At 71.9% G+C, this 13,303-nt stretch carries 10 protein-coding genes; 6 read left to right on the forward strand and 4 right to left on the reverse strand.

Features of this window, described 5'->3' with window-relative positions:
- Positions 1-231: 231 nt before the first annotated feature.
- The 4 genes from ACFPCY_RS16605 to acs form a co-directional block, all read right to left on the reverse strand.
- Positions 232-1,155: an alpha/beta fold hydrolase gene (locus ACFPCY_RS16605; protein ID WP_378256043.1), complete on the reverse strand. Its 924-nt coding sequence runs from the start codon at positions 1,153-1,155 to the stop codon at positions 232-234.
- 16 nt (positions 1,156-1,171) lie between these two features.
- The gene (locus tag ACFPCY_RS16610; protein WP_378256045.1) at positions 1,172-1,636 is read right to left on the reverse strand and encodes a phage holin family protein; all 465 of its coding nucleotides are present in this window, start codon (positions 1,634-1,636) and stop codon (positions 1,172-1,174) included.
- A gap of 442 nt (positions 1,637-2,078) precedes the next feature.
- Entirely contained in the window at positions 2,079-3,311 is a 1,233-nt protein-coding gene (gene nhaA, locus ACFPCY_RS16615) for a Na+/H+ antiporter NhaA (RefSeq protein WP_378256047.1), read from the reverse strand.
- A 443-nt stretch (positions 3,312-3,754) separates the two neighbouring features.
- A complete protein-coding gene (acs, locus tag ACFPCY_RS16620; protein WP_378256049.1) occupies positions 3,755-5,722 on the reverse strand; it encodes an acetate--CoA ligase in 1,968 nt (655 codons plus the stop codon).
- 833 nt (positions 5,723-6,555) lie between these two features.
- Here acs and ACFPCY_RS16625 point away from each other — a divergent pair.
- The 6 genes from ACFPCY_RS16625 to ACFPCY_RS16650 all read left to right on the forward strand — a co-directional run bounded on the left by ACFPCY_RS16625 (position 6,556) and on the right by ACFPCY_RS16650 (position 13,300).
- Complete coding sequence (locus ACFPCY_RS16625; protein ID WP_378256051.1) at positions 6,556-7,356, forward strand: Fic family protein; 801 nt, start codon at positions 6,556-6,558, stop codon at positions 7,354-7,356.
- A 1,128-nt stretch (positions 7,357-8,484) separates the two neighbouring features.
- Positions 8,485-9,558: a septum site-determining protein Ssd gene (gene ssd, locus ACFPCY_RS16630; protein ID WP_378256053.1), complete on the forward strand. Its 1,074-nt coding sequence runs from the start codon at positions 8,485-8,487 to the stop codon at positions 9,556-9,558.
- 22 nt (positions 9,559-9,580) lie between these two features.
- Entirely contained in the window at positions 9,581-10,747 is a 1,167-nt protein-coding gene (locus ACFPCY_RS16635) for a TadA family conjugal transfer-associated ATPase (RefSeq protein ID WP_378256055.1), read from the forward strand.
- 8 nt (positions 10,748-10,755) lie between these two features.
- Positions 10,756-11,460 (forward strand): type II secretion system F family protein, encoded by a 705-nt coding sequence (locus tag ACFPCY_RS16640; protein WP_378256057.1) that lies wholly within the window; start codon positions 10,756-10,758, stop codon positions 11,458-11,460.
- A gap of 744 nt (positions 11,461-12,204) precedes the next feature.
- The gene (locus tag ACFPCY_RS16645; protein WP_378256059.1) at positions 12,205-12,792 is read left to right on the forward strand and encodes a type II secretion system F family protein; all 588 of its coding nucleotides are present in this window, start codon (positions 12,205-12,207) and stop codon (positions 12,790-12,792) included.
- Positions 12,793-13,105: 313 nt separating this feature from the next.
- Positions 13,106-13,300, forward strand: a complete 195-nt coding sequence (locus tag ACFPCY_RS16650; RefSeq protein WP_378256061.1) for a DUF4244 domain-containing protein — start codon at positions 13,106-13,108, stop codon at positions 13,298-13,300.
- Positions 13,301-13,303 lie beyond the last annotated feature (3 nt).

The following is a 13,303-nucleotide window of genomic DNA, read 5'->3' on the forward strand; positions in this document are numbered from 1 at the left end:
GCGCGCACCGCGCTCCTGTCCGCGTGCATCGCGATCCCGTCCGTGCGCGGCGCGGTCCTGTTCGTGCGCGGGGCGGTTTCGGTTGTGCGTCTCGCGGTTCTGTTCCTTCGGGACGCGGTTCCGTCCTTGCGGGGCGGGTTGCTGCTGCTGGGCGGCGGGAGTGTGCTGGTTTGCGGCGCGGTTCTGGGGAGCGGACGGGGGCGGGGCGGGAGGTTCCTGGTCGGGCATCGGTCAGTGTTCGGGTTCGGGGTCGTTGATCCAGCCGATGAGCTGGGTGTCGAAGGCGCGCGGGCGTTCTTCGTGCGGGAAGTGTCCGGCGCCCTCGATGAGTTTCCAGCGGTAGGGCGCGGCGACGTAGCGTCCGGACCCTTGCGCACTGGACGGGAGCGTGCAGCGGTCGAGCGCGCCGTGCAGTTGGAGCGTGGGGACCTGGATGGGCGCGCGCATGCGGCGCGCGTAGCGAATACCGTCGGGACGCGGCTGCGATCGGACGAGCCAACGGTGGTACTCCAGCGCGCAGTGGGCGACACCGGGGATGCGTATCGCGTCGCGCACGAGGCGTTCGGTGCGTTCGTCCGGCCAGCCGGGGCCGGACCAGTCGTGTAGCAATCGCCCCACGAGCGCGGCGTCGTCCTGCACGAGTCGGCGCTCGGGCCATATCGGGACCTGGAAGCCGAGCGTGTGGCGGGTGGCCCAGAGCTGTCCGCGCAGATCGCCGCGCAGCGCCTGCCGCAGCCGTAGCGGATGCGGAGCGCCGACCGTCACCAGCCGCTGGACGACCTTCGGGTGGTAGGCGGCCATCGTCCAGGCGAGGAGTCCACCCCAGTCGTGGCCCACGATGATCGCGTTCGCCTCCCCGAGCGCGCGCACGAGGCCCGCCGCGTCCGCGGCGAGGGTGACCAGGTCGTATCCGCGCGGCGGCTTGTCGCTCGCGCCGTAACCGCGCAGGTCGACCGCCGCCGCCCGGAACCCGGCGGCGGGCAGCGACACGAGCTGGTTGTGCCAGGCCCACCAGAACTCCGGGAACCCGTGCAGCAGCAGGACGAGCGGTCCCTCGCCCGCCTCGGCGACGTGGAAGCGGGTGCCGCCCGCGCTCACCGAGCGGTGCGTCCAGGGGCCCTCGATCTCGACGAGCGAGGCGTCCGGCGCGGCCATGGTCCGTCTCGTCCGTTCAGTCCGTCAGGGCCCGGGCGCCCGCGTCCCCGACGGCGCCGGCGTCCGCGTCGTCCCCGTCGCCGCGGTGCCGGAGCATGTCGAAGTCGGCGCGCAGCTCGGCGCGGGTCCGCTTCGCCCCGTCGATCTTGCGGATGCGCAGGTACCCGATGCCGACCAGGGCGGCGGCGAGCAGCAGGTAGACGCCCGCGACGATGAGGAACGCGGCCCAGTGCCAGACGCCGAGCGCGACGAGCCCGTAGGCGGCCGCGATCGAGAGCAGGATCACGATGAGCCCGGCGCACAGCGCGGCGATCGTGAACATCACGCTGCCCAGCGCGGCCTTCTTGGCGTCGTCCTTCAGCTCCAGCTTGGCCAGGTCCATCTCGGCCCTGATCAGGCTGGACACGTTGCTGGACGCCATCGCGACGAGCTCGCCGAGGGACTTGTCCTCCATGCGGTCGCCCGGCAGTGCCTCCGACATAGCGCTCTCTCCTTCCAGGGCCCCGGTCAGCAGGGCCGAACCCAGCCTGGCAGCTCGTCCGCCACCACGGCCACCCGGCCCGCCCGCACGGACGTCCGGCACGCCCGCAGAATCGACCGGCCCGCCAGCAGGACCGGCCGTTCCGTCCGCGAGTGCGGACGACCCGTCCGCCACTGCGGACAGTACCGCCGCAAGCGCGAACAGCACGCCCGCAGCCGCGGCCAATTCACCCGCAGGCGCGGACGATCCGCCCGCGAGCACGGACGATCCGCCCACGAGTGCAGGCGTTCCGTCCGCATGTGCGGGCGGTCCGTCCGCATGTGCGGGCGTTCCGTCCGCGGGTGCGGACGGTCCGGCAGCGGCTGCGGACAGTGCGGTCGCGAGGACGGGCGGTCCGTCCGCGCATTGCGGCCCGGCGGATCGCCGGTTCCGCGCACGGACATCAGCCCGCCTCCGCCTCGCGGGCGCGCTGCCGCACCCGGTGCCGGAAGACCGCGGACGCGATCGCCGAGGCGAGGACGCTCGCGATCAGGACCGCTGTCGTCACTCTCTCGAATTGTTCCGGGTCCGGGTAGGCCAAACCGCCGATCAACAACGAAACGGTGAAGCCGACCCCGGCCAGTGCCGCCACTCCGGCGATCTCGCGCCAGCGCAGTTCGGAGCCGAGCGTCGCCAGACCGAGCCGGACGGCCGTCCACGCGCCGCCGAGCACGCCCACGAACTTGCCCACGACCAGCCCCGCCATCACGCCCAGCGCGACCCGGTCGCCGAACACCGCGCTCAGCGCGTCCCCTCCGAGCGCGACGCCCGCGCTGAGGAACGCGAACAGCGGCACGCACAATCCAGCCGAGATCGGACGCAGCACGTGGTCGGCCTGTTCGGCGTTCGTGGGCCGTTCGTCCGGCGTCGGCCTGCCGGACGTCAGCAGTCCGAGCGCGACCCCCGCGACCGTCGCGTGGATCCCGCTGCGCTGCGCGAAGTACCACGCGAGGACGGCCAGCGGAACGTGCACCCACGCCGTCCGGACGCCTCTGGCCTGCAACAAGCCGTAGAGCGCGACGAGCACGACGGCGGTCAGCAGCGGCCCGTACGCCAGGTGCGAGGTGTAGAACAACGCGATGATCGTGATGGCGATCAGGTCGTCCACGACGGCGAGCGTCAGCAGGAACGCGCGCAGCGGGCCGGGGCAGTCGGAGAACGTCACGGCGAGGACGGCCAGTGCGAACGCGATGTCCGTCGCGGTCGGGACGGCCCATCCGCGCAGCGCGTCCCCGTCGGCTCCCGCAGTAAGCGCGACGTAGACGACCGCGGGTACGGCGACGCCCGCCGCGGCCGCAATGACCGGAAGTGCGGCGTCGCGCGGATTGCGCAGTTCGCCGTGTGTGAGTTCCTCGCGCAGCTCGAGCCCTGCGATGAAGAAGAACACCGCGAGCAGCCCCCCGGACGCCCAGTGCGCGAGGTCCATGTGCCGCAACCCCAGCCAGTCGGGGTTCAGCTCGTACTTCTGCAGGCGCGCGTACGAGGACGACCAAGGCGTGTTGGCCCACACGATCGCGGCGAGGGTGGCGGCCAGCATGATGACGCCGCCTACGGTCTCCGTCCGCAACGCCTCGGTGACGTGCTTGCCGTAACGGACGGTGGGCCGGACAGGCCAGGTGTTGCGAACGCGCGTCATCGATCCCCCGGAGTGGCAGACGAACCATGGTCCTGAGGACGAAACGGATCCCTCGTGCACAGCGACCCGTCGCCCCGACGCCGACCAGACTTCCCGGCACACCCGCGACCGAGGCTACCCGGATGATCGCCACCTACGTCCCTTGTGCCCGCCCCTGACCACGCGAAACAGCCGCCCCCCGCTCCCCGCCGGACGCCCGTTCCTCACCCGTCCGTGCGTTCTCCTAGCCCTATGCGCGCGCGTGTGCAGGGGCCGTTTACGAGCGGTCACGCCCGTCAACGCGTGCGCAACCCGTCCTCACACCTAGGGACGCTGATGTCCGTCCGCGCAGAGGCCGCACTGAGCGGGCGCGCGCACGAGAAAGGACGCGTGTGTGCGCGGGTTCGGGGTCGGCGCGTTCTCGGTGTGGACGCGCCAACCCCGAACCCGTGGCGAAAAGGTGCTCAGTCCTCGGACTTCGCGCTGGGGAGCTTCTCGGCGATGAGGTTCATCACGGTGCTGTCGGCGAGCGTGGTGACGTCGCCGATGCTCCGGTTCTCCGCGACGTCCCGCAGCAGCCGGCGCATGATCTTGCCGGAGCGGGTCTTCGGCAGCTCCGGAACGATCATGATCTGGCGCGGCTTGGCGATCGGGCCGAGGGTGTGCGCCACGTGGTTGCGCAGTTCCTTCAGGAAGTCCTCGCCCTCGACGTCCTCACCGGCGCTGCCGCGCGGGATCACGAACGCGACGATGGCCTGCCCGGTCAGCGGGTCGGTCGCGCCGACCACGGCCGCCTCGGCGACCTTCGGGTGCGACACCAGCGCCGACTCGACCTCGGTCGTGGAGATGTTGTGCCCCGACACGAGCATCACGTCGTCCACCCGGCCGAGCAGCCAGATGTCGCCGTCCTCGTCCTTCTTCGCGCCGTCGCCCGCGAAGTACAGGCCCTCGAACCGGGACCAGTAGGTCTTGACGTACCGCTCGTCGTCGCCCCAGATCGTCCGGAGCATGGACGGCCACGGCTCCTGGAGCGTCAGGAACCCGCCGCCGCCGTTCGGCACCGGCTGGGCCTGGTCGTCCACGACGTCCGCGACGATGCCCGGCAGCGGACGCATCGCCGCGCCCGGCTTGCCCGCCGTCACGCCCGGCAGCGGGCTGATCATGATCGCGCCGGTCTCGGTCTGCCACCAGGTGTCCACGACCGGGCAGCGGTCCGCGCCGATGTGCTCGCGGTACCAGACGTACGCCTCGGGGTTGATCGGCTCGCCGACCGACCCGATCACCCGCAGCGAGGACAGGTCGTACTGCGCGGGGATGTCGTCGCCCCACTTCATGAACGTCCGGATCGCGGTCGGGGCGGTGTAGAAGATCGAGACCTTGTACTTCTGGATGATCTCCCACCAGCGGCCGCGGTGCGGCGTGTCGGGCGTCCCCTCGTACATGACGGACGTCGCGCCGTTCGCGAGCGGCCCGTACACGATGTAGGAGTGCCCGGTCACCCAGCCGATGTCGGCCGAGCACCAGTACACGTCCGTTTCGGGCTTCAGGTCGAAGACCGCGTGGTGCGTGTAGGCGACCTGCGTGAGGTAACCGCCGGTCGTGTGCAGGATGCCCTTCGGCTTACCCGTCGTGCCCGACGTGTAGAGGATGTACAGCGGGTGCTCGGAGTCGAGGGGTTCCGGCGTGTGGGTGTCGTCCTGGCGGTCGACGAGGTCGTGCCACCACACGTCCCGCTCGTGCTGCTCCACCTGCTCGCCCGTCCGCCGGACGACCAGGACCTTCTCGACGGACGGCGTGTTCTGGACGGCCTCGTCCACGGTCGGCTTCAGCGCGGACGGCTTGCCGCGCCGGTAACCGCCGTCCGCCGTGATGACGAGCTTCGCCTCGGCGTCCTCGATACGGGTGCGCAGGGCGTCGGCGCTGAACCCGCCGAAGACGACCGAGTGGGTCGCGCCGATGCGCGCGCACGCGAGCATCGAGATCGGCAGCTCGGGAATCATCGGCATGTAGACGGCGACCCGGTCGCCTTTGCGGACGCCCAGCTCGAGCAGCGCGTTCGCCGCCTTCGAGACCTCCTTCTGGAGGTCGGCGTAGGTGAGCGTGCGGCTGTCGCCCGGCTCGCCCTCCCAGTGGTAGGCGACGCGGTCGCCGTGGCCGTTCTCCACATGGCGGTCGACGCAGTTGTAGGCGATGTTCAGCTCGCCGCCCACGAACCACTTGGCGAACGGGGGGTTGCTCCAGTCGAGCACCTCGTCCCAGCGCTTGGACCAGCTGAGCCGGTCCGCCTGCTCCGCCCAGAAGCCGAGCCGGTCCTCGGCAGCCCGCTCGTAGGCCTCGGCGGTGACGTTGGCGGACTCCGCGAGCTCGGCCGGCGGGGGGAAGCGCCTGGTCTCCTGCAGGAGGTTCGACAGTGTCTCTTGGCTCTCGCTCACGCGTACTCCTCGCTGTTCAAAGAGGGGGCGCCTTCCACTGGCCCACTCCATCAGCGAACGTCCGGTCGGACAAGAGCTCACCGGTTTCGTGGGCAGAAGGGGCGAAAGGTACTCCCCGACCTCGGGTTGGATGCTAGGTGATGCCAGCCACACGTGGCCTTCCCAGGTTGGGCGTTCGGGAATCCGAGAGAGATCGACGCTCCGTGGACCGCGCTCGTCATGTCCGCCTTGACCTGCGCCAACAGGATCTGGTCGGGGTTCGCGCTACTTGAAACAAACTTTCCGATTTCGGCCGTCCGCCATCGTGCTCCCCTGCCCCCAGAGCCCCCGCCGGCGAGCCGGACCGCTTTCGCGGGCCGGATGAGGCGGGAACGCCGCGCTTCGGGAGCGGTCGCGCGGTGCGTGGGCGCGCGCGTCATCCGCCAGCCCCGAAGCGCCGCGCGCGGAGACGCGGCGCGTGGAGACGCGGCGCGTGGAGACGCGAGATGGAGACGGCGCGTGGAGGCCGCGCGTGGAGGCGCCGCGCGTGGAGACGCGGCGTGCGGGGGTGTGGGGGTGTGGCGTATGCGGGTGTGATGTGCGCGGGGACCCCGCGCGGGGAGGCGCGGCGTGCGGGAGTGCGGGGGGCGTATGCGGGTGCGATGTGCGCGGGACGCATTGCGCGTCGGGCGGGGTTGGTCAGGGCGTGCGTTCGGCGGAGGGGGCAGCGCGTGGGGCTGGGGGGCGCGTCGGGCGGGTTGATTAGTGAGTGGGGCAGGGGTGCGTCGGTCGGATAGGTCGTTGGTGGAGGGTGGCGGACGGGCGGGTCGCGGGGACCGCATAAGGTCGGGCGCGTGACCGATGCCGATGCCTTCGCCAACGTCGCCGACCTGCCCGGAGTGGAGGAGGCCGTCGCCGACGCGCGCAAAGCCGTGGACCGCCTGCTGGGCCATCGCATCCTGAGGCGGCGCAGCGCGGAGGTCTCCACGGAGTCCGCGTTGCGTGGCGCCCGCGCGTCCGCTGTGCTGGAGGGCGCGTCCGTCACGCTGGACGAACTGCGCGCCGCGGTGGACGGCCACGCGGCGCCGCTCGTCCAGGGTTCGCTGCGCGTCAGCGCCGAGCTGGGCTCGCTCGCCGAGACCTGGCGTAAGGCGCCGCGGCAGGTCCTCGCGCGCCTGCACGTCCTGGCCGCCGCCGATCTGGTGGACGAGGCCGACCTCGGTCGTCCGCGCTCCGACGAGGGCGTGGTCACCGACCCGCTCGCGCTGGGGCCCGCGCCGTCGTCCGCCGAGGTGGCACAGCGACTGGACGCCCTGTGCGACCTGCTCGTGCGGTCGAGTAAGGCTCCGGCGCTGGTCATCGCCGCTCTGGTGCACGGCGAGCTGCTGACGCTGCGTCCGTTCGGCGTCGCCGACGGCGTGATCGCGCGGGCCGCCGAGCGGCTCACGTTCGTCGCGCGCGGCCTCGACCCCAAGTCCCTCACCGCGCCCGAGGTCGGTCACCTGGAGTTCGCCACCGAGTACCCGGACGCCCTGATCGGCTACGCGTCCGGCACCGCCGAGGGGATGACCCGCTGGATCCGCCACTGCGCGGACGCGACGGTCGCCGCGGCCCGCGACTCCCAAGCCATCTGCGAGGCCTACCTCCGCGGCTGACCCGCCCGACGCTCCGTCTGAAGGCTCGTCCTTAAGCGTCCCAGGGAGCTCGGGCCAAGAGCCCGCGCTCGCGTCCGTGAGCGCTCCGGAGCCACGAGCCAGAGACTCGCGCTAGAAGAAGCCGTCTGTCGGCGCTTCGAGCGGAGCGCGGCGCTCTCTGCGTGTGCGGGAGAGTCGCGTCCGGGAGCCGAGAACGCGGCGGAGGTAAAAAATGAACGGCGCCCCGCGCTCGGCGGGGCGCCGCCCTAGTCACGTCACACCGGGTTACCAAGCGTGCAACTCCAATTCGTCGGAGCGGGTCAAGCCCGTCTCGACGCGCCTCCCGCGGCTGGTCGCGCGTGGGTGCCCGGCTGCCGTGCACGGACACTCGGTCCGTAGAACCTGTCTACGCCTCATATGTCCAGTTGACAAGCCCTCATTCGGTAAAGGAAACGTTCTGGCGGGGCGTCCGTGGACGGGCGCCGGAGGTGCGCGGGACGGGACCGCGGGGACGCCGGAGACCGGGGAGCGCGCCATTCTCCGGCCCTTCCCGATCACCGATTTCGATCACGCAGTGTGATCGTTTCTAATTGCACCCGCTCGTGTCCGCACGTGCCCATGCGGGCGGACTCGTGCTGGACTGTCCGGCTCTGCGCCCGCGCCCGCTGGGGTGGCGCGAACCCCCTGCGCGCACGGGAGTACGGTCTTCCCAACCAGGCTAGAAATTTCGTCCCCGTGGGTGCACTTTCCCGCTCGACGGAACTCTCGACGATCGGGCAGCATATGTTGTATCTGCCTAGACTGGAGATGACGAGATTGCTTCTCGCGTAGATCAAACTGGTGTACGCGCTTAGTGCGATCCGTCCGAGACTTTCTTGGAAAACGGGCCGGCTCTACCCCCCCGGAGCCGGACCGTTCGGCGACCCCCGCTCTCCCCCCCCCGGCGGGGGTCGCCATACGTGAACGGCCCGGGTGGCGGTACCACCCCCCGGAACCCCACCCGGGCCTTCACCGGAACTCCTCCCCATCACCGGCTTGACCTGTGGTTTCGCCTGACTGCGCGAAAGTTTTCCACAGAACGACGTTCGGCTTTCGGTGGACGCGGCGGGCGGCGCATCGTGGAACTCCGCGATGCGAGAGGAGAGCGCGATGACCGCCGCGCTGATCGTCACCGAAGACCCGTCCACCGCCGACGACCTGCTGCGCCTGGCCGCCGCCGCCGACGCGCCCGCCGAGGTCGTCGGGTCCGTGGGAGACGCGCGGGCGGGCTGGTACCAGGCCCCGCTCGTGCTCGTCGGCGCGGACGTCGCGGGCGGCCTCGCCGCCGCCGGGCCGCACCGCCGCTCGGGCGTCGTGCTGGTCGCCCGCCCCGGCGAGGGGGCCGACGTCTACCGCCTCGCCCTCGGCGTCGGGGCGGGCGACGTCGCCGTCTTACCGGACGACGAGCCCTGGCTCACCGACGCGATGGCCGCCGCGGCGGAGCCCGCCGACGCCCGTGGCGTGGTCGTGTGCGTCACCGGCGCGCGGGGCGGCGCGGGCGCGAGCGTCCTGGCCACCGCGCTGGCCTACTGTTCCGCCCGGGACGGCCTGCGCACCCTGCTCGTGGACGGCGACCCGCTGGGCGGCGGCGTCGACCTCCTGCTCGGCATCGAGGGCCACGAGGGCGCGCGCTGGCCCGACCTGGCGCAGCGCCAGGGCCGCATCAGCGTCGCCACGCTCCGCGACTCGCTGCCGAGCCTGGGTGAGCTGTCGGTCCTGTCGTGGGGCAAGGGCGAGCCGGTGGCCGTCGCCCCGGAAGCCGTCCGTTCCCTGCTCGGCTCGGCGGCCCGGGGCTACGACCTGACCGTCGTCGACGTGCCCCGCTACCTGGGCGACATCGGCCGCGTCGCGCTGCGCGCCGCGCACACCTGCTACCTGGTCGTCCCGGCCGAGGTCCGCGCGACCGTGGCGGCCGACGTCCTCGCGACCTACCTGCGCCGCGAGACCGCCGACGTGCGCCTCGTCATCGGCGGCCAGCCGCCGGGCGACCTCCGCCCGGACGCGGTGGCCCGCCATCTCGCCCTGCCGAGCATCGGCACCCTCGACCGCGACCGCCGCGTCCCGCCCGCACTGGAACACGGCGGCCTGCCCCGAATAGCCCGCCGAGGCCCGCTGCGCGACCTCTGCGACCACCTGCTCGACACCCAGTCCCTGGCCCCCGCCCCCACCTCGAAGGCCGCCTGACCGGCCGCGGAAGGAGACGACGATGAACAGCAGATTCTCCGAGGCCGTCCGCGGCAGGCTGGCCGAGGGCGGCGTCGAGCCCACCGCAGGCCACGTCGCGGCGGCTCTGCGCGCCGAAGAACGCCTGCTGGGCGACCGCGAGGTCCTCGCCTTGGCGGACGAGTTACGCGCCGAATTCGTCGGCGCCGGGCCGCTGGAGCCGTTGCTGCGCATCCCGGAGGTCACCGACGTCCTGGTCAACGGCCCCGACGACGTGTGGGTGGACGCCGGGTCCGGCCTCGTCCGGACGGCCACCCGGTTCGCCGACGAACCCACCCTGCGGCGGCTGGCCCAGCGTCTCACGGCCGCCGCGGGCCGCCGCCTGGACGACGCGTCCCCGTACGCCGACGCCCGCCTGCCGGGCGGTGTGCGGCTGCACGCCGTCCTGCCCCCGGTCGCGCCGAACGGCACCTGCCTCTCGCTGCGCCTGCCCCGCCGCCGCGCCTTCACCCTGGACGAACTGGTCGCCACCGAATCGATCCCGCCCGCGGGAGCCACGCTTCTCGCCGCGCTGATCAAAGCCCGTGCGGCCTTCCTCATCAGCGGCGGGACAGGAACGGGCAAGACGACGCTCCTCAGCTGCCTCCTCGGCCTGGCGGACGCGACCGAACGCCTGCTGCTGGTCGAAGACTCGGCCGAACTGAGCCCCGACCATCCGCACGTCGTCCGGCTGGAGGCCCGGCCGCCGAACGTCGAGGGGGCGGGCGGCGTGACGCTGCATCAGCTGGTCCGCCAGGCCTTGCGCATGCGCCCCGACCGCCTGGTCGTCGGCGAGGTCCGCGGCGCCGAGGTGGTCGATCTCCTGGGCGCTCTGAACACGGGTCACGAGGGTGGGTGCGGCACGCTGCACGCGAACGCCGCGACCGACGTCCCGGCCCGCCTGGAGGCGCTGGCGTGCGCCGCGGGCCTGAGCCGTGAGGCCGTGCACAGCCAGCTTGCCGCCGCACTCGACGTGGTCGTCCACCTGGTCAGATCCCCGGGAACCGGCCGTCGCCACGTGGCCGAGGTCTGCCTCCTCCGCCGCTCCCCGGACGGCCTGGTCACGGCGGTCCCCGCGGTGACCTTCACCCCGTCCGGCGCCCTCGACCCCGCCGAGGCGGCCCCGGCCCTGTCCCGCCTGCTGCACCCCCACTGGCCGCTGCCATGGTGACCGCAGCCATGATCTGCGCGGCCGTGGCGGTCTGGCTGCTCTACGGCCCGTCGAAGGCAGCCGTGCGCCTGCAACGAGCCCTGCCTTCCCCCGCCCCGCCGACGCGGACGGCCGCCCTCCTGCACCGGGCAGCCGTCGTCCGCACGAACCTGCTCGACAAACGCCGAGCCCCCGCCAGATGGCGAGCCATCTCCGTCGAGCTCTGCGAAGGCATGGCCGCCGAACTCACTGCGGGCAAAACCCCGGAAGAAGCCTTCCTGACGACGACCGCCGTTCTGCCCACCGCCATGGCCAAGGCCCTCCGAGCCCCGCCCCCACACCAGGACCCGGTCGCACACCTCGACCATTTGGCCGCCACCCAGCCGGGCGCCGAATCTTTGAGACTCCTCGCCGCCACCTGGCGCCTGGGCGCCGAACGAGGCGGCACCCTCGCCACCGTCCTGGACGGACTGGCCACGGCCCTACGCGACGAGGAGACGCAGCGCCAGGAGATAGCCGTCCACCTGGCCGCCCCGAGAGCTACCGCCCGCCTCCTGGCCGTCCTCCCCGTCCTCGGCCTGGCCATGGCCACAGCCCTGGGCACGAACCCCCTGCCCTTCCTGCTGACCACCCCACCCGGCCTGGCCTGCCTCACCACCGCCCTGACCCTCGACGCCGCCGGCCTCTGGTGGACCTCCCACCTGGCCACGAAAGCCGCCACCACCCACCCATGAACCCCGCCCTGGCTCCAGGCCCCGCCCCTACCCACCCATGCGCCCTGCTCCCAGTCCGGCCATGCCAAGAGCATCCCCAGCCCGCTTTCGGTCCCCGCCGTCCGTCCACCCGATCAGCATTCGCTCGATCTCCGCCTACCCGATCTCCGCTGACCCGCCCCGCGCCGCTCGTTCCGCGCCTCTCGTGCCGCGTGGCTCGTGCTGGGGCGCCGGTGCCGCGCCGCTCGGGGCGCGTCGTCTTGCCATGTCCGTCCGTGTCCGCCCGTCCTCTTTCAACAGCCACCCGCCCATCCGGGAGTGCACATGCTGTGGATAGCCGCTCTCTGTTTTGCCATAGGCGCCTACCTGACCTCGAAGCCGTCGCGGTCGGCTACTCGGCGGCTTGCCGGCCTTGATTCGTCCCGCGGCTCTCCTGGGCTGGACGGGCGAAGGCGCAACTTCGGGCGTCTGGTGCGGTGGGTGGACCGCCGGGCAGCCTCGCCGCGGCGACGCACGAATCAAGGAGCGCATCACGGGCCAGCTCCACCGCAGTTGGCGGTGACCCGGCTGGTAGACCGCCGACGCTGGGGCACCGAGCCCCCTGGCAGGACGGCCGACTTGGCCATTCCTCGTCACCAGATCGGCGCTGATCCTGGTCAGACGAGGAGTGCCGCGTCAGCTCGACCTACTGCGCCGCATGGCAAGGGAATCTTCGCGGGGTCCAGCGGTGAGGGCTCTGAGTCGCGGGATCGGGCGCTGCGGATCGTGGCGGCGCTTGTCCCGGGAGTGGTCGCCGTGTGGGTGGTCGGGGGATCAGGCGGGTGGATCGCCGGAGCGCTCGTCACGGCGGCAGTCGCCAAGTGGTCGGCGAATCTAGGGAAGGGCGACGAGCGTGAAAGGCGCGCCCGCATCGTCCTTGATCTTCCAGTGAGTGTGGACCTGCTGGCCGCCTGCCTGAAGGGCGGGATGCCGTGGGACGAGTCGGTCGAGGCCGTCGCGTCCACGATCGGTGGTCCGCTGGGAGAGGAACTCACTGCCGTCTCCGTCCAGATACGGCTGGGAGCCGATCCAATGCGGGCGTGGCTCGACCTGGGGGAGCGGCAGCCGTTGCTGGCTCCGTTGGCGCGTGCGGCGGTCCGCGCGTCGCGTAGCGGGACAGCGCTCGCGGTCTCTTTGGGGCGGCTCGCCCAGGAGCAACGGCGGACGGCGAGAACGGCGGCGGCTGCGCGGGCGCGTTCGGCGGGTATTCGGGCGCTGATGCCGTTGGGCTTGTGCTTTCTTCCGGCGTTCGTGTTGCTGGGGATCGTCCCGGCCATTGTCGGCATCGCGTCCTCGATGACGCTTCCATGGTGAGTCGCTGCCGTCCCGGCGTGAGCACGGGTCGCCGTGGTCATGCCCGCGAGCCCTGCCGCGAAGGCCACTATCGCCCGCCGGGTGCCGCATTGATGGCTGCCTCGCCTGCTTGACGCCGGCCGTTGCGCGGTGCCCGTCGGCTCCGCTTGACGAGTCGGTCCACCGACGCAAATCCGTCGTGACGAGGGCGTTGACTCCCTGCTCCTAAGGGCTCGAAGTTATCCACAGATCGGCGGCGAGGTTGGTGACCCACCTCGGTGTGTATCAGGCTGATTACAAGACGTGAAAGGCGTCCAAACGGAAGGAGAGAACGATGAGAACCATTGCTCGGGCGTTCCAGCGCCGGTGCCGGGTCGCGCGCGACGCGGGCATGTCCACGGCCGAGTACGCGGTCGGCACCATCGCCGCCACCGCGTTCGCCGGCCTGCTCTACAAGATCGTGACCAGTGCGGAGGTGCAGAAGGCGCTCTTAGGGATCATCCAGAAGGCCCTCCAGTTGGCGCAGTGACCA

The sequence above is a fragment of the Actinomadura gamaensis genome (assembly GCF_042652125.1).
GTDB lineage: Bacteria > Actinomycetota > Actinomycetes > Streptosporangiales > Streptosporangiaceae > Spirillospora > Spirillospora gamaensis.